At 36.7% G+C, this 17521-nt stretch carries 20 protein-coding genes; 19 read left to right on the top strand and 1 reads right to left on the bottom strand.

All coding sequences use genetic code 11. The annotated features are described in order from the left end of the window. Positions 1 to 25 precede the first annotated feature (25 nt). Both rpsA and AC1DMU_RS08525 read left to right on the top strand, forming a co-directional pair. Positions 26 to 1174, top strand: coding sequence for a 30S ribosomal protein S1 (gene rpsA, locus AC1DMU_RS08530; protein ID WP_000229549.1), 1149 nt, complete (start codon positions 26 to 28; stop codon positions 1172 to 1174). 12 nt (positions 1175 to 1186) lie between these two features. Further along, the gene (locus AC1DMU_RS08525) at positions 1187 to 2236 is read left to right on the top strand and encodes a type 2 isopentenyl-diphosphate Delta-isomerase (protein ID WP_087985539.1); all 1050 of its coding nucleotides are present in this window, start codon (positions 1187 to 1189) and stop codon (positions 2234 to 2236) included. Positions 2237 to 2566: 330 nt separating this feature from the next. Here the strand turns inward: AC1DMU_RS08525 and AC1DMU_RS08520 are convergent, their stop codons facing one another. Next, positions 2567 to 2701, bottom strand: a complete 135-nt coding sequence (locus AC1DMU_RS08520; RefSeq protein WP_000513900.1) for a YpzI family protein — start codon at positions 2699 to 2701, stop codon at positions 2567 to 2569. Between the two features lie 116 nt (positions 2702 to 2817). Here AC1DMU_RS08520 and AC1DMU_RS08515 point away from each other — a divergent pair, with 116 nt between their 5' ends. The 17 genes from AC1DMU_RS08515 to aroB all read left to right on the top strand — a co-directional run bounded on the left by AC1DMU_RS08515 (position 2818) and on the right by aroB (position 17428). Next, on the top strand, positions 2818 to 3429 hold the full coding sequence (locus AC1DMU_RS08515) for a YphA family membrane protein (protein ID WP_088062691.1): 612 nt from the start codon (positions 2818 to 2820) through the stop codon (positions 3427 to 3429). Beyond that, on the top strand, positions 3422 to 4315 hold the full coding sequence (locus tag AC1DMU_RS08510; protein WP_000141603.1) for a YIEGIA family protein: 894 nt from the start codon (positions 3422 to 3424) through the stop codon (positions 4313 to 4315). The genes AC1DMU_RS08515 and AC1DMU_RS08510 overlap by 8 nt, the downstream gene beginning before the upstream one ends. After that, a complete protein-coding gene (locus tag AC1DMU_RS08505; RefSeq protein WP_000979052.1) occupies positions 4312 to 4497 on the top strand; it encodes a capping complex subunit for YIEGIA in 186 nt (61 codons plus the stop codon). The genes AC1DMU_RS08510 and AC1DMU_RS08505 overlap by 4 nt, the downstream gene beginning before the upstream one ends. Before the next feature lie 124 nt (positions 4498 to 4621). Further along, the gene (gene der, locus AC1DMU_RS08500; protein ID WP_001125888.1) at positions 4622 to 5932 is read left to right on the top strand and encodes a ribosome biogenesis GTPase Der; all 1311 of its coding nucleotides are present in this window, start codon (positions 4622 to 4624) and stop codon (positions 5930 to 5932) included. Positions 5933 to 5950: 18 nt separating this feature from the next. After that, positions 5951 to 6973, top strand: a complete 1023-nt coding sequence (locus AC1DMU_RS08495; RefSeq protein ID WP_088062692.1) for an NAD(P)H-dependent glycerol-3-phosphate dehydrogenase — start codon at positions 5951 to 5953, stop codon at positions 6971 to 6973. A 115-nt stretch (positions 6974 to 7088) separates the two neighbouring features. Next, positions 7089 to 7340, top strand: coding sequence for a stage VI sporulation protein F (locus tag AC1DMU_RS08490; RefSeq protein WP_142291700.1), 252 nt, complete (start codon positions 7089 to 7091; stop codon positions 7338 to 7340). A gap of 266 nt (positions 7341 to 7606) precedes the next feature. Further along, complete coding sequence (locus AC1DMU_RS08485) at positions 7607 to 7810, top strand: DUF2768 domain-containing protein (protein WP_001288995.1); 204 nt, start codon at positions 7607 to 7609, stop codon at positions 7808 to 7810. Between the two features lie 64 nt (positions 7811 to 7874). Further along, a complete protein-coding gene (locus tag AC1DMU_RS08480; RefSeq protein WP_215559018.1) occupies positions 7875 to 8588 on the top strand; it encodes a hypothetical protein in 714 nt (237 codons plus the stop codon). A 242-nt stretch (positions 8589 to 8830) separates the two neighbouring features. Continuing rightward, positions 8831 to 10309, top strand: a complete 1479-nt coding sequence (gene spoIVA / locus AC1DMU_RS08475) for a stage IV sporulation protein A (protein ID WP_476941492.1) — start codon at positions 8831 to 8833, stop codon at positions 10307 to 10309. Positions 10310 to 10608: 299 nt separating this feature from the next. Beyond that, positions 10609 to 10881: an HU family DNA-binding protein gene (locus AC1DMU_RS08470; protein WP_001043860.1), complete on the top strand. Its 273-nt coding sequence runs from the start codon at positions 10609 to 10611 to the stop codon at positions 10879 to 10881. Positions 10882 to 11001: 120 nt separating this feature from the next. Further along, positions 11002 to 11571 carry a GTP cyclohydrolase I FolE gene (gene folE / locus AC1DMU_RS08465; RefSeq protein WP_001151478.1) on the top strand — a complete coding sequence of 190 codons (570 nt, stop codon included), beginning with the start codon at positions 11002 to 11004 and terminating at the stop codon, positions 11569 to 11571. Between the two features lie 212 nt (positions 11572 to 11783). Then, complete coding sequence (locus AC1DMU_RS08460) at positions 11784 to 12533, top strand: heptaprenyl diphosphate synthase component 1 (RefSeq protein WP_141542766.1); 750 nt, start codon at positions 11784 to 11786, stop codon at positions 12531 to 12533. Positions 12534 to 12562: 29 nt separating this feature from the next. Beyond that, positions 12563 to 13276, top strand: a complete 714-nt coding sequence (menG, locus tag AC1DMU_RS08455) for a 2-heptaprenyl-1,4-naphthoquinone methyltransferase (protein WP_088062695.1) — start codon at positions 12563 to 12565, stop codon at positions 13274 to 13276. Positions 13277 to 13363: 87 nt separating this feature from the next. Then, complete coding sequence (gene hepT / locus AC1DMU_RS08450; protein WP_000776075.1) at positions 13364 to 14326, top strand: heptaprenyl diphosphate synthase component II; 963 nt, start codon at positions 13364 to 13366, stop codon at positions 14324 to 14326. A 124-nt stretch (positions 14327 to 14450) separates the two neighbouring features. After that, positions 14451 to 14897, top strand: coding sequence for a nucleoside-diphosphate kinase (gene ndk / locus AC1DMU_RS08445; protein ID WP_000415885.1), 447 nt, complete (start codon positions 14451 to 14453; stop codon positions 14895 to 14897). A 273-nt stretch (positions 14898 to 15170) separates the two neighbouring features. Continuing rightward, positions 15171 to 16343, top strand: a complete 1173-nt coding sequence (gene aroC, locus AC1DMU_RS08440; RefSeq protein WP_087985544.1) for a chorismate synthase — start codon at positions 15171 to 15173, stop codon at positions 16341 to 16343. Then, positions 16343 to 17428, top strand: coding sequence for a 3-dehydroquinate synthase (gene aroB, locus AC1DMU_RS08435; protein WP_088062697.1), 1086 nt, complete (start codon positions 16343 to 16345; stop codon positions 17426 to 17428). The genes aroC and aroB overlap by 1 nt, the downstream gene beginning before the upstream one ends. Positions 17429 to 17521 lie beyond the last annotated feature (93 nt).

Raw genomic sequence — 17521 nt, 5'->3', positions numbered from 1 at the left:
GTCAATTCTGTAGGGAGGTATTTCCATGGTAGAGAAAATGAATGAAGAAGTTATGGATTCAAAAGAATTACAAGTTGGTGACGTTGTTACAGGTTCTGTAACGAAAGTTGAAGAGAAACAAGTGCTTGTAAATGTTGGATACAAAACAGATGGCGTAATTCCAATTAGTGAATTAGCTAACGTTCATATTGAAAAAGCAAGCGATGTTGTAGAATTAGATCAAATACTAGAATTGAAAATTATTAAATTAGAAGAAGATGATCTTGTCTTATCTAAACGTGCTGTTGATGCAGAAAAAGCATGGGTAGAATTACAAGAGAAATTTACTTCTGGTCATGTGTTTGATGTTACTGTAAAAGATATCGTGAATGGTGGATTAGTTGTGGACCTTGGTGTTCGTGGTTTTATCCCAGCTTCACTTGTAGAAGTACATTATGTAGAAGATTTTACTGACTATAAAGGCAAAACATTAGCCGTGAAAATTGTTGAATTAGACCGCGAAAAAAATCGTGTAATCCTTTCGCATAAAGCAGTAGTAGAATTAGAACTAGATTCTAAGAAAAAAGAAGCGATTTCTTCATTAAAAGAAGGAGACGTTGTTGAAGGAACAGTGCAACGATTAACGGATTTTGGTGCTTTCGTTAACGTTGGTGGTGTGGACGGTTTAGTTCATATTTCACAAATTTCACACGAACGTGTAGAGCAACCTTCTGAAGTATTAGAGCAAGGTCAAAAGGTAAAGGTAAAGGTATTATCTGTTGATGCTGATACACAACGTATTTCTTTATCAATTAAAGCAGCTCAGCCAGGACCTTGGGAGAATGTTGCTGGCGAAATAAAAGCTGGAGATATTCGTGAGGGAGTAGTAAAACGTCTTGTTACATTCGGTGCATTCGTTGAAATTTTACCTGGCGTTGAAGGTCTTGTGCATGTATCTCAAATTGCAAATCGTCACGTGAAAAATCCAAATGAAGTATTGGAAATGGGACAAGAAGTAAAAGTGAAAGTGCTTGAAGTCCATGTTGCAGAGAAACGTATTTCTTTAAGTATAAAAGAAACGCTTGAGGAAAATAATGTAATTGAGGATTACAGTCAGTATGAACCAAATGCTGATTCTGCTACTTTCCAATTAAGTGATATTATTGGTGAACAACTGAAAAAATTAAAGAAATAAAGAGGGGTACAAGTGGTAAGGGCAAAACGTAAATTAGATCATATTGAATACGCTCTTTCTACTGGTCAGTCTCGTACGCATGGATTTCATGATATTGATTTTGTGCATCAAGGATTGCCAAATTCAAGTTATGACACAATAACATGTGAAACAAAAATCGGCGAACTTTCACTAAGTTCGCCGATTTTTATCAATGCGATGACTGGTGGTGGGGGAGAGAAAACGTTACATATTAATGAGCAATTAGCATATGTAGCGAAACATCATAATCTTGCTATGGCTGTAGGGTCGCAAATGGCGGCGTTAAAAGATGAAAGTGAGGCTGCTTCTTATACGATTATCAGAAAAGTAAATCCAAATGGTATTTTCTTTGCTAATTTAGGTAGTGAGGCAACTATCGAACAAGCAGAGCGTGCCGTTGATATGATTGAAGCGAATGCATTGCAAATTCATTTAAATGTCATACAAGAGTTAACGATGCCAGAAGGAGACCGTGACTTTACTGGTGTACTTCAGCGCATTGAGAAAATTGTATTAAATAGTAAAGTTCCTGTCATTGTGAAAGAAGTTGGATTTGGGATGAGTAAGGAAACAATACAACAGCTAGCGAGCATAGGTGTAACGGCAATTGATATTGGTGGACAAGGTGGTACAAATTTTGCTGCTGTTGAAAATGAAAGAAGACAGCGAATGCTTTCTTATTTTAATAACTGGGGCATACAAACAGCAACCTCGATTATTGAAGCAACCTCTACAAATAATAACCTCTCTTTTATTGCATCTGGGGGTATACAAACAGCGCTTGACGTAGCGAAAGCAATCGCATTAGGGGCGAATACAACTGCGTTTGCTGGATACTTTTTACGTATTTTAATGCAAGATGGTATCGAGAAGTTAGTGGATGAAATTGATCTTTTACATACAGATTTGAAATTTATTATGACAGCTCTTGGTGCAAAGACGATAGAAGAGTTACAGGCTGTACCTCTTGTTGTAAAGGGCGAAACGTATCATTGGTTAACGCAGCGTGGTATTGATACGACGCATTATAGTAGAAGATAAAAAAATCAACCGTTTGGTTGATTTTTTGTTTTTTGTTCGTTTTAGTAATATAAAGTGAGGAATGGAATTAATATTCTATCAAAATAAAATTATTCCTATATAAACACTATCTTGTGCAAGTTGCGACTGAAAAAGAGGCTGGAAAATGTAGATAGTTTGCTACTGAATTATTAGGGAGGGTTTAATTTCGTAAAGGAAAAATAGGTGGAGATAAAAATAAACCATAGAAAAATTCGGATGTTAAATATTATTTTGATATAAGTAAAAATCATTAAAATAATTATGTAAAAGACGGTTTCGTACAATATCGAAACCGTCTTTTTGTGTTCATTAGTGCTGATTTTGTTTTCGGGCTTGCTCTGGTGTATCCAGTCCAGTTGCACCCGGATATTGTAGTGATTGGTCACGATCAGATTCAACGCGTCGTGATTCTCTTAGTTTTCGTTCTTGACGATCTTTACCCATAATGAATAGCACCTCCTTATTAAAAGTGTTGCTGTTATATGAAAAAACTATGCGCGAAGAAAGTGGATTAACTTTCATAAAAAGTTCCCATAATGGAAAACATAGGAGGTGAAATGATGGAAGGGAGTACTTTTTATTTTTTAGCTTGGATAGGGTGGATTGTTGTAACTTTTTTTATGAAAAAGGACTCTATGCGGTGGAAGATAAGCGCTTGTATATTGATTTTTATTATTTGCTCTCCGTTACATGTAACGATTGCTTCATTCACGGTATCAGTAAATGCACTTTTGCTTTGTATTGTTGCTTTTATAGGAATCGCACTATATTCTATTTGGAAAAAATTATATAGCTTACTTTCGGCACTTATTATTGCAATGTTATATACAAGTTTTCATTTGTTAGAAGTATATGATCCGATTTGGATTGTGGTGGACAGGTTGTTTTTGGTAAGTGGTGCTCTTGTGTATGCATCGGTTTTATTGCATGAGGATCGCATATTACGATTATGTTCTCTTTATATAGGAATGTTACAGGGGGAATTGTTAGTGACACTTATTTTTCGAAAACTACATTTCCCTTATGATTACGGAAGTTTAGCGTTTTTTGATATCGTCGCCGTTGCTACATTTTTCATGGCAATTTTGTTTTGGATTGCAAAAGCATCAGTATACATGGAACAGTTCAAGAGGAAAGCACGTAAAAGAAAGGCGAGGGTAATACATGACTGAATATACACCGGCCATTTTATGCGGAGTAATAGCGGGGACAGTAACGAGAGTGCTAATGCTCCGGACAGATACGCGTCAATATCCGACGAGGCTCCACGGAAAAATTATTCACGTTGCGATGGGGTTAATTGCAGCGGCTTTAGGAGCAATTGCGATTCCGTCAATTTTGAAAAAAGATTTTTCTGCTATTACATTTCTTACATTAGCAGCAACACAGTTTCGTGATGTGCGTAATATGGAAAGAAATACCCTTCAACAATTAGATGGATATGAGCTCGTACCGCGTGGAAATACATATATTGAAGGGATTGCATTAGTTTTTGAAAGTCGAAACTATTTGGCGATGTTAACGTCGTTTGCAACGACGTTTGCGTATATAGGGTTCCATTCGTGGATTGCTGGAGTAATTATGGCTATAATCGCATTTATTATCGCGAAAAAATTAATGTCTGGCAGAAGGTTACATGATCTTGTTGATATCGAGCATGTTCCACTTCGTTTTGAAGGAGCGGGGCTGTATATTGATAATATTTACATTATGAATATTGGATTGCCAGCAAGGCAAGAGGAAATTATGAAATATGGAATGGGCTTTATTTTAAGGCCGAAAACAATTGATGCGATGGTGACAATCTCAAACTTAGGACAACGACAAGCTATTTTACATGATGTTTCTGTTGCTTTAGGGATTTATAGAGATTCTGGTACGCCAGCGCTTGTGCCGCTAGCAAAGCGTGATTTAGAAGATGGTAGGGTTGGGATTTTTGTCTTGCCACAAGATCAAGATGCAGAGAAAGCGATAGGTGTCATAGGGAATGTGCCGACGTTAGAAAGTGCTGTTCATATGTCATCGGAAGCCCCGAAAGGAAGGGGAGATAAAAGATGATGTTAGAAAGTGTAATTCTCGCGGTTATTACAACAACGCCGGAGAAATTTGCTGGTGGTGCCCCTTTGTTTACTTGTGAATCGACAGATGAGTTAGAATTTGTTGCAAATAATTTAGAGGCAATTTTAGATGGTATTGCGCATCGCTTACAAGAGAATGTATATATTATTGTGAAACATTAGTAACGTGTGGTATAATGTGAGGTGTTTTGATACGCTGAGAAATATTCTGGAATGCAAATCCCTTCTTGCACAAAGAAGGGTTTTTTACATAATAAACAGAAGCAAGTTGAAAGGATGAAAGTATATGCCGAAACCAGTAATAGCAATAGTAGGCCGCCCGAACGTAGGAAAATCTACTATTTTCAATAGAATTGTTGGAGAAAGAGTTTCAATCGTAGAAGATATACCAGGTATAACGCGAGACCGTATTTATAGTGCGGGAGAATGGTTAAATCATGAATTTAACATTATTGATACAGGTGGAATTGATATTGGAGACGAGCCGTTCTTGACACAAATTCGTCAACAAGCGGAAGTAGCGATTGATGAAGCAGATGTTATCATTTTTATGACGAATGGTCGCGATGGTGTAACTGCAGCAGATGAAGAAGTTGCTAAAATTTTATATCGTTCTAAAAAACCAATTGTACTTGCGGTAAATAAGGTTGATAATCCAGAAATGCGTAGTGATATTTATGATTTTTATGCATTAGGATTTGGCGAGCCATTCCCGATTTCAGGTACACACGGTTTAGGACTTGGTGATTTGTTAGATGAAGCTGCAAATCATTTTCCAAAGATTGAAGAAGAAGCGTATGATGATGAAACAATCCGTTTCTCTTTAATTGGACGTCCAAATGTAGGGAAATCATCACTTGTAAATGCACTTCTTGGTCAAGAACGTGTAATTGTAAGTAATATAGCGGGAACGACACGTGATGCTGTTGATACACCATATAGTAAAGATGGTCAAGATTATGTAATCATCGATACAGCTGGTATGCGTAAAAAAGGGAAAGTATACGAAAGCACAGAAAAGTATAGTGTACTTCGTGCACTTAGAGCGATTGAACGTTCTGACGTTGTTTTAGTCGTTTTAGACGGAGAAGAAGGAATTATTGAACAGGATAAAAAAATTGCTGGATATGCTCATGATTCAGGACGTGCTGTTATTATCGTCGTAAACAAATGGGATGCAGTGAAAAAAGATGAAAAAACAATGAAAGCATTTGAAGAAAACATCCGTGCTCATTTCCAATTTTTAGAGTACGCGCCGATTGTATTCTTATCTGCGAAAACGAAAAAGCGTACACAAACATTATTACCAGTTATTAATGAAGTAAATGAAAGCCATAGTATCCGTATTCAAACGAACGTATTAAATGATGTAATTATGGATGCGGTAGCGATGAATCCAACACCAACTCATAATGGTAGCCGTCTGAAAATCTTCTATGCGACACAGGTTGCGGTAAAACCACCAACATTTGTTATATTTGTAAACGATACAGAATTAATGCACTTTTCATATGAGCGCTTCTTAAAGAATCGTTTACGTGAAGCGTTCGGTTTTGTAGGAACGCCGATTCACATTATCGCTAGAGCAAGAGACTAATGGAGAGGATGTGATTTTATGACAAAAATCACAGTAGTTGGAGCAGGTAGCTGGGGAACAGCGTTAGCGATGGTATTAGCTGACAATGGACATGATGTACGTATTTGGGGAAATCGTTCTGAACTTATGGATGAGATTAATACAACACATGAGAATAGTCGATACCTTCCAGGAATTACATTGCCAAGCACAATCGCAGCCTACTCTTCTTTAGAAGAAGCATTAGTAGATGTAAATGTAGTACTTCTTGTAGTACCAACGAAAGCGTATAGAGAGGTATTACAAGATATGAAGAAATATGTAGCAGGTCCGACTACTTGGATTCATGCAAGTAAAGGGATTGAACCTGGTACATCAAAACGTATTTCGGAAGTGATTGAGGAAGAAATTCCAGAGGACTTGATTAAAGATGTTGTTGTACTATCTGGACCGAGTCATGCTGAAGAAGTTGGTTTACGTCAAGCGACAACTGTTACGTCTGCAGCAAAGCGTATGGAAGCGGCTGAGGAAGTACAAGATTTGTTTATGAATAGTTACTTCCGTGTATACACAAATCCAGATATCGTTGGAGTTGAGCTTGGTGGTGCGTTAAAAAATATTATCGCATTAGCTGCTGGGATAACTGATGGACTTGGATTAGGTGATAATGCGAAAGCGGCATTAATGACACGTGGTTTAACGGAGATTGCTCGTTTAGGAAGAAAAATGGGCGGAAATCCATTAACGTTTGCTGGTCTAACTGGTATGGGAGACTTAATTGTAACTTGTACAAGTGTTCATAGCCGAAATTGGCGCGCTGGAAATATGCTTGGAAAAGGACACTCTTTAGAAGAGGTGTTAGAAAGCATGGGTATGGTTGTAGAAGGTGTAAGAACAACGAAAGCTGCTCACGAATTAGCAGAGAAAATGGAAGTTGAAATGCCGATTACAGCTGCTTTATATGACGTGCTATTCAATGGGAATAATGTGAAAGATGCAGTAGGCTCATTAATGGGACGTGTTCGAAAACATGAAGTGGAAGCTATACCTGACTTACTTTAAAGAAAAGCGACAGAAGTACATTTGTACTTCTGTCGCTTTTTATTTTTATGGGTCTTTTCACCATTTTTTTAATTTTGCATAGGATGAAGAGTAACTTGAGGAGAGGGTGAAAAGAATGGATAATAACATTTTTAATAACATTGAAAAAGAAGCGAAAGTGAATAAAGAAGATATTTTTAAATTAGCATCATCTGTACAGAATGCGAATTTACGTGATGAGACTGTGCTTCGTCAATTGATTCATCAAGTGGCTCTTATGGCAGGACGTGAAGTGCCGAAAGAACAAGAGGATCAAATTATAAAAGCGATTATTAACAATAATATGCCCGCTGATTTTGGTTCGTTAAGCAAAATGTTTAAAAAATAAGATATAAGAAACAAAGAGTTTGTAGATTGCATATGATAGCCATGAAAGTATGGGAATAGAGCTGTTTTGGGCATATTTGGTCAACCGAAGCGAGAGATACACTCGCTTCGGTTTTATTTTTATTTAGATTAGTGGAAGATGCGAAAAAACCTGTTGATTAAAGTTATATATTCTTAATTTGTAGTAAAATGTTCTTTTTGTATTTGTTTAAAGATTTTAATTTGTTAAAATAGTATAAAAATAGATTAATAAAAAGGGGTGTGTATATGTCAGAAGGGCTCATAAAAATGTGGTTTGCTTTAGGAGCAATTGGATTTATGTTTTTTGCAGTAAGTTTTATTTTACTAAGTAGATACAAAATAAAGAATAAATTTTTGAAAGGGATTACAGCGTTAGTAGCGTACACCCTTATGATTGTGTCAGGAATTGTTATTTTTCTTGTTGTATTTAGTGGACCTGTACAGCAGTAAAGGGAATGGTCTCGAAAATGCTACATACGGAGCAAGTTATATTAGTATGAAAAGGTGATTGCTAGTGAAAAAAGTCCATATTATTTTAATATTTTGTTGTATGAGCCTTTTAACAGGATGTCTGTATCCGAAAGAAAATATGAAACAAAATGCCGTTCCTTATGAAGATCAGATACAGGTTGTTCAAAAAGCTGTAGTGACATTTAAGGAGCAAAATGAGGGGATATTGCCAATTAAGACGCGGGATATGAGTACGCCTATTTATCAAAAGTATCCAATCGATTTTCAAAAGATTGCTCCGCGGTACATACAGGAAGCGCCAGGAAATGCGTATGAAAGCGGAGGAGTATACCAATACGTATTAATAGACGTTGAAGCAAACCCGACAGTAAAGTTAATTGATGTTAGGATGGCTGAACAAATCCAGGAATTATCATTAAAGCTTAGGATGTATCGGGATGAACATCAATATCCGCCTTTTAAAAAGGTAATTTCAGATGGTGTATATGAATTAGATTTCAAAAAACTAGGATATAAAGATGTGCCGCAAGTGACAAGTCCGTATTCTGGTAAAGGGCTTCCTTTTGTAATCAATGAAAAGGGAGAAATTTATGTTGATTATCGAATCGACTTATATGAAGCGTTGAAAAAAAATGAAGGGCAATTTAAGGAAGGGGAAGATATTCGGAATATACTTTCGAAAGATTCTCCATTTGTACCTGCGTATTCTTTACCGTATACGGTAAAGAATGGAGAACCAATTTTTTTAAAATCATAAGTCATGAACCTTTCTTTTAGTGAATAAGTTCTAGAAGAAAGGTTTTTTATGTTACACAACTTGCGATGCAAACAAAAGGTATTTTTTAATAGTCATATGAAATTGGACAAAATTATATGATATATTGTCCGAACTTCTAGAATACCATTATATTATATCAGATATTATAGGCAACGTTAGAGAAGGTATTAGTTGACTATAAATGTGGAATTATTCCCAAAAATATTGAGGGAGGGAATCACTTGGAAAAGGTAGATATTTTTAAAGATATTGCGGAACGCACAGGCGGTGATATTTATTTTGGAGTTGTAGGAGCTGTTCGAACAGGGAAATCAACATTTATTAAAAAATTTATGGAACTTGTAGTTATTCCTAATATTGAGAATGAGTCTGACCGTCAAAGGGCGCAGGATGAACTGCCTCAAAGTGCTGCTGGTCGTACAATCATGACGACGGAACCGAAGTTTGTTCCAAACCAAGCGGTTTCTATCGAAGTAGATGAAGGTCTTGAAGTGAATATTCGATTGGTAGATTGCGTTGGATATACGGTTCCAGGAGCAAAAGGCTATGAAGATGAGAATGGCCCGCGCATGATTAATACTCCTTGGTATGAAGAACCTATTCCATTCCATGAAGCTGCAGAAATCGGAACACGTAAAGTAATTCAAGAACATTCCACAATTGGTGTTGTAATTACAACAGATGGAACGATTGGTGAAATTCCAAGAAGAGATTATATAGAGGCAGAAGAACGCGTAGTAAATGAGTTAAAAGAAGTCGGAAAACCTTTCATTATGATCATTAACACTGTACAGCCGTATCATCCAGATACAGAGCAATTGCGCCAAAGTTTATCTGAAGAATATGATATCCCAGTCATTGCGATGAGTGTAGAAAGTTTAAGGGAAACAGATGTGTACAATGTGCTTCGAGAGGCTTTATTTGAGTTCCCGGTTTTAGAAGTGAATGTTAACCTTCCGAGCTGGGTGATGGTGTTAAATGAAGGGCATTGGTTACGCCAAAGTTATCAAGAAGCTGTTCAAGAGACTGTGAAGGATATAAAACGTCTTCGTGATGTGGACCGTGTCGTTTGGCAGTTTAGTCAGTATGAATTTATTGATCGAGCGAGCTTAGCTGGCATTGATATGGGGCAAGGTGTAGCAGAGATTGATTTATATGCACCAGATGAATTATATGATCAAATTTTAAAAGAAGTAGTAGGAGTAGAAATTCGAGGGAAAGATCATTTATTAAAGCTTATGCTCGATTTATCTCATGCGAAAATAGAATACGATCAAGTGGCGGATGCCCTGCGTATGGTAAAGCAAACAGGATATGGTGTAGCAGCGCCTGCGTTAGCTGACATGAGCTTAGATGAGCCAGAAATTATTCGTCACGGTTCAAGGTTTGGTGTGAAACTAAAAGCTGTAGCTCCGTCTATTCATATGATTAAAGTAGATGTGGAGTCAACGTTTGAGCCAATTATTGGTACTGAAAAGCAAAGTGAAGAATTAGTTCGTTATTTAATGCRGGATTTTGAAGATGACCCATTATCAATTTGGAATTCTGATATATTCGGACGTTCACTTAGCTCTATTGTTCGAGAAGGCATTCAAGCGAAACTATCTTTAATGCCAGAAAATGCAAGATATAAATTAAAAGAAACGCTAGAAAGAATTATTAATGAAGGATCTGGCGGATTAATTGCGATTATATTATAAGAAAAAATCCCTCTCATCGTAGAGGGATTTTTTTTGATTTTCGCGTATAGAATAGCAAAATAAACAGTCATTATCTAATATATTGTTGTAAATTGTCAAGTTTCATCAGATTTTCACATTTTAAGAGTAACAATTTCCTTAAAAATATTGAATTATAAAGGAGAATCGTATAATATAGGCGTTGATAATGATTTATCTACATCTTTGTAGTATAGAATTTGTAAAAATTGCCTACAAATGAAAGTAAGACTCATTTTATGATCATTATACAGTCTTATCTTTGGGAGGAGGTGAATGGCATGAACAAGACAGATTTAATCAATGCTGTTGCAGAAGCAAGTTCCCTTTCTAAAAAGGACGCAACAAAAGCAGTAGACGCTGTTTTTGATTCTATCTTAGAAGCTTTAAAACAAGGTGATAAAGTACAACTGATCGGATTCGGTAACTTCGAAGTTCGTGAGCGTGCGGCTCGTAAAGGTCGTAACCCACAAACAGGTGAGGAGATTGAAATCGCTGCAAGTAAAGTACCTGCATTCAAACCTGGTAAAGCGTTAAAAGATGCGGTTAAATAATCCTTACATATTAACAGGGAAGAAGAGTTTCCTTTTTGGGAACTCTTCTTTTTGCTTTTAAAAACATAAATATGCTAGAATGTGTTCGTATCACTTTTAGGTTTTCGGGAGGGCTAGCGGATGGCAAAAGTTAATTTAGAACAAATTGAACATGCAGTACGCCTTATTTTAGAGGCAATCGGAGATGACCCAAATCGTGAGGGAGTACTTGATACACCAAAGCGTGTGGCAAAAATGTACGCAGAAGTGTTCGCGGGTATGCATGAAGATCCGAAAGAACATTTGCATAAAGTGTTCGGAGAAGATCACGAGGAGCTTGTACTAGTAAAAGATATACCGTTTTATTCGATGTGTGAGCATCATTTAGTTCCATTCTATGGAGTTGCTCACGTTGCATATATTCCGCAAGGCGGAAAAGTGACAGGGTTAAGTAAATTAGCTCGAACTGTAGATACAATTGCACGTCGTCCACAACTGCAAGAACGTATTACATCAACAGTAGCGAACTCTATTATGGAAGTACTAGAACCGCATGGTGTAATGGTAGTAGTAGAAGCGGAACATATGTGCATGACGATGCGTGGTGTGAAAAAGCCGGGCGCGAAAACTGTAACAACAGCAGTACGTGGTGTGTTAGAAAATGATGCAGCGGCACGTAGTGAAATTTTATCTTTTATTAAAACAAAGTAAAGAAAAGTAGGAAACTGCTTTTCTTTTTTTTTTATGTAAATAAATGATATAGTTTTAGCAAGGCAGAGTGAGAATAGAAAGACTACTAAAAAGAATGGAAGATGTTATTTAGTTCGGTGGAAGTTTGGAAAGAGTAGCCAAGTTTTGGTTATAGAAAATAGAATGTATGTGTTATAATAAGTTTTATGAATTAGAAAACAAGGGTGATTTTTGTGTGTGACATCTACGGAGGGTATGCGGGTATAAGAGAGAAATTGATGGAGAAATTACGCCATCCTTATTTTATAAACTATATTGAAGAACCATTTATTGATGAAGAAAAAATAGCATTGTTATATGGTGCTTTAAAAAGTGAAAATTTACATATAGAACAAATTGAGCATTATGTAGTAACGATTATGCTTGTGCAAATTGCACTTGATACACATGAAAGAGTATCAAATAAAGCAGGGGAAGAAGCAAATGAATCGCATAAACGTCGCCAGTTAACAGTGCTTGCTGGTGATTACTATAGTGGGTTATATTATTACTTACTGTCTATGAATTGTGATATTGTTTTAATTCGTGCGCTTGCTGAAGGAATTAAAGAAATTAATGAACACAAAATAATGTTATATCAAAAAGCGCATGAAACGATGGATGACATAATGGAAAGTGTAGTAACGATTGAGTCTGCACTCTTGCAAAAAACATGTGATCATTTTCATTTATCGCATTGGAAGCCGTTTATAACGTATGTACTAGGAAAAAACCGTCTTCAAAAAGAATATGAACTGCACGCTGATAAACAACATTCACCTGTTTTTCAAGCAGTTCAAGGGATTATGAAGGATAAAGCGGAGGTAGAAACAGTTATTCATGGATGGATGATGGAACTCAGAAAGAAAGAAAATCAATATTTGGAAAACCACACAGATATAAGCGAAATAAACTCTGTGTTAAGAGATAAATCGAAGACATAAGCAATTTTACATTGGAAGAAGGTACGAGCATGCAACAATCAAAAGAAGAAAGAGTACATGATGTATTTGAGAAAATCTCTGATAAATACGATGTGATGAATTCTGTCATTAGTTTTCAAAGACATAAAGCGTGGCGTAAAGAGACGATGCGCATTATGGATGTAAAACCAGGTAGCAAAGCTCTTGATGTATGCTGCGGGACAGCGGACTGGACAATTGCGCTAGCTGGAGCGGTAGGTGAACAGGGCGAGGTTGTTGGTGTAGACTTCAGTGAAAATATGTTATCTGTCGGTAAGCAAAAGGTAGAGGCGTTACAATTAAAACAAGTAGAACTTTTACACGGGAATGCAATGGAACTTCCATTTGAAGATAACACATTTGATTATGTAACGATTGGATTTGGTTTACGTAACGTACCGGATTATATGCACGTATTAAAAGAAATGACGCGTGTAGTAAAACCAGGTGGAAAAGTGATTTGTTTAGAAACATCTCAACCAACAATGATTGGTTTTCGACAAGGGTATATTTTATACTTTAAATATATCATGCCTTTATTTGGAAAGTTATTTGCGAAAAGTTTTAAAGAATATTCATGGCTGCAAGAATCTGCTAGTACATTCCCAGGTATGAAAGAATTGGCTCATATGTTCGAAAAAGCTGGACTTGAACGTGTACAAGTGAAGCCGTTTACTTTTGGGGTAGCAGCGATGCACTTAGGTATGAAACCAGAATCAAAATAGAAAAAAGAAAAAAGAAAAAAGAAAAAAGAAAAAAGAAAAAAGAAAAAAGAAAAAAGAAAAAAGAAGTTTTAGGTTAAGGTGAACAATATGAAGTTACAACTTATGTACTCTTTTTTACGATCGGATATTAATGTGATAGAAAAAGAATTAAAAAAGACAGTTGCTTCTGAACAGCCATTGGTAGAAGAGGCGGCATTACAACTTATTGAAGCTGGTGGGAAGCGAATTCGTCCTGTATTTGTGTTGCTTGCGGGAAAATTTGGAGATTATAAGTTAGATGCAATTAAACATGTAGCTGTTGCGTTAGAACTTATTCATATGGCTTCTCTTGTTCACGATGATGTTATTGATGCTGCATTTTTACGACGTGGTAGTGCAACTGTGAATGCGAAATGGGGAGATCGTATTGCAATGTATACAGGGGACTATTTGTTCGCTAAGTCTCTTGAATGTATAACAAATATCGAAATTCCAGAGGCGCATCAGGCGCTATCGCATACCATTTTAGAAGTGTGTAAAGGTGAAATTGAACAAATTAAAGATAAGTACAATTATGACCAAAATTTACGAACGTATTTAAGAAGAATAAAGCGAAAAACAGCCTTATTAATTGCTGCGAGTTGTCAACTAGGAGCAATTGCTGCTGGCGCTAATCGTGATACGGTAAATCGACTATTTTGGTATGGGTATTTTGTAGGAATGTCGTATCAAATTATTGATGATATTTTAGACTTCGTTTCCACAGAAGAGAAGCTTGGAAAACCTGCTGGTGGTGATTTGTTACAAGGGAATATTACGCTTCCTGCCCTATACGCTATGGAAGATCCCGTGCTTCGTAAGAAAATCACATCTGTACATGAAAATACAACAGCGGACGAAATGAAAGGAATTATTGAGGCTGTAAAAAATAGTGACGCTATTGATCAAGCATTTGCGTTTAGTGAACGTTATTTACATAAAGCATTAGAAATCATAAAACCACTTCCGCGTGGACAAGCGAAGTATGCATTACAAAATGTAGCAAAGTATATTGGGAAACGAAAATTTTAGTGTTTTTTCTAAAAAATAAAATAATCTCTCTATTTCAAAACTATTGCGCAATTGTGATAAGGGTGTTAATATGTGTGTGGGGATATACAATTACATACATAATTCAGAAGTGGAGAGATTTTTTATGGAAAAAACATTTCTAATGGTAAAACCAGACGGTGTACAACGTGCCTTCATTGGGGAAATCGTAGCTCGTTTTGAGAAAAAAGGCTTTCAATTAGTTGGTGCAAAATTAATGCAAGTCACTCCGGAAATTGCTGGACAACACTATGCTGAGCACACAGAGAAACCTTTCTTTGGTGAATTAGTAGACTTTATTACATCTGGACCTGTATTCGCAATGGTATGGCAAGGTGAAGGCGTAGTAGATACAGCTCGTAACATGATGGGTAAAACAAGACCACATGAAGCAGCTCCTGGAACAATTCGTGGAGATTTCGGTGTAACTGTTGCGAAAAACATTATCCATGGTTCTGATTCGTTAGAAAGTGCAGAGCGCGAGATTGCTATTTTCTTTAAGGAAGAAGAATTAGTTGACTACTCAAAATTAATGAATGAATGGATTTACTAATTATTTTGAAATAATTTGCAAACGCTTTAATCACTGTGATAATAGTAGAAAGTGCAAGGAGAATAGGGGTATTCTTCTTGCACTTTTTTTGTTTCAATTAGTTACGAAGTTAGAGCTGTTATGATATATTGATATGTAAAGTAAAAGGCCTATCGGAGAATAAGCGAATGGCTGATCAAATATATAATTTCTTTCATATTTTTAGAGTAAGGAAAGATAATATCATTGCTTAATATAGCGGGATAAATACATATACGAAAAGAGGAATAACGTATGCGATATATTACAGCTGGTGAATCTCATGGTCCACAACTTACAACGATTATAGAAGGTGTTCCGGCAGGACTGCCTTTAGTAGCGGATGATATAAATGAAGAGTTAGCTAGAAGGCAAAAGGGGCATGGGCGTGGTAGACGCATGCAAATTGAAACAGATCAAGTGCAAATTGTAAGTGGTGTTAGACATGGAGAGACATTAGGTTCTCCAATTGCACTTGTTGTTGAAAATCGTGATTTTGCACATTGGACAAAAATTATGGGCGCAGAGCCTTTAACGGAACAAGAAGAAAAAGAAATGAAAAGGAAAGTAACAAAACCAAGACCTGGGCATGCTGATTTAAATGGTGCGATTAAATATGGTCATAGAGATATGAGAAATGTACTGGAGCGTTCTTCAGCACGCGAAACGACAGTGCGTGTTGCTGCTGGTGCGGTTGCTAAAAAAGTGTTAGCAGAACTTGGTATTACAGTGGCGGGCCATGTAATTGAAATTGGCGGTGTACAGGCTCAGGAATTTACCTATAGTTCAATTGAAGAATTAAAAAGTATTACAGAAGCATCACCTGTACGTTGCTTAGATGAAGCAGCAGGTAACCAAATGATGAAAGCAATTGATGATGCGAAAGCAAATGGTGATTCAATAGGTGGAATCGTTGAAGTGATTGTGGAAGGAATGCCAATTGGGGTCGGTAGCTATGTGCATTATGATCGAAAACTGGATGCAAAATTAGCAGCTGCAATTATGAGCATTAATGCTTTTAAAGGTGTCGAGATTGGAATTGGTTTTGAAGCAGCGCATAGACCGGGAAGTGAAGTTCATGATGAAATTCTGTGGAATGAGGAACATGGATATACACGAAGAACAAATAATGCAGGTGGATTAGAAGGCGGTATGACGACTGGAATGCCAATTGTTGTGCGCGGTGTGATGAAACCGATCCCTACACTATATAAACCTCTTCAAAGTATAGATATTGATACGAAAGAGCCTTTTACAGCAAGTATTGAACGTTCAGATAGTTGTGCTGTGCCAGCAGCTAGTGTCGTTGCAGAAGCGGTTGTGGCTTGGGAATTAGCGACAGCTTTAATAGAACAATTCGGATTAGATCGTATGGACCTTATTCGTGAAAATATTGAGAAACATAATGAATATGCGAGGGGATTTTAATGGGAAACATACATATTCAAACGAAATCAAAAGAATATGATGTACATGTAGGAAAACAATCGTTGTCAAAGTTGACAACGATTGTTCAAAACATGCAGCCATCTGTGTCAAACATCATGATCATTTCAGATGAAGCTGTTGCGTCTTTACATTTACAGACAGTTGTAGACGCGTTGCAAATAAAGCAAAAAGTATTTTCATTTGTCGTACCGAGTGGCGAAAAAGAGAAGTCTTTTGAAAATTTCTATGCGGCTCATACGTCAGCTCTTGAAAATAAATTAGATAGAAATTCTTTAATTATTGCACTTGGAGGCGGGATGATTGGAGATTTAGCTGGTTTTGTTGCTGCATCGTTTATGCGTGGAATTCGCTTCGTTCAAGTTCCAACGACTTTATTAGCTCACGATAGCGCAGTGGGTGGGAAAGTAGCGATCAATCATCCGTTAGGTAAAAATATGATCGGTGCATTCCATCAACCGGAAGTAGTTGTATATCATACGCCGTTTTTACAGTCACTTCCTGAAAAAGAGTGGCGTTCAGGTTATGCAGAAGTGATAAAACATGCTCTTATTGGTGATGTAAAGCTGTATCATTGGTTAAAAGAAGAAGTGCAAACATTAGCGGATCTTCGTGATGAGAAGTTAATCCATATATTAACGAAGGCAATTCCTGTAAAGGCAAACATTGTATCGCAAGATGAAACAGAAAAAGGTGTACGTGCTCATTTGAACTTTGGACATACGTTAGGCCATGCTCTTGAAAAAGAACTAGGATATGGAAATATTACTCACGGTGACGGAGTAGCGGTTGGAATGTTATTTGCCTTGTTTTTAAGTGAGCAAGTGTACAAGGTTAATCTTTCTTATGAAGAGATGAAGCAGTGGTTCTTAAAGTACGGATATCCAAAAATGCCAAGTGATTTGAGTGTAGAGCGTCTCGTTCAATTGATGAAACAAGATAAGAAAGCGAACGCTGGAGCAATTCATATGGTGTTAATGCAGGAATATGGGGTAGTGAATGTCGTATCTATTCCAGATGAGACTGTTCATATTGCGTTAGAGGCATTTCAAAAGGATATGGTTTAAGAGCTAAGAAGTGCTTGTTTAAAGGTATCCTCGTAATAGTGACGGTTAAGATAAACGATTACAGTGAGAAATTACAACCTTATTGTAATTGAA

The organism is Bacillus sp. 01N45 (assembly GCF_056399205.1).
This window is presented reverse-complemented; position numbering and strand designations above follow the sequence as displayed.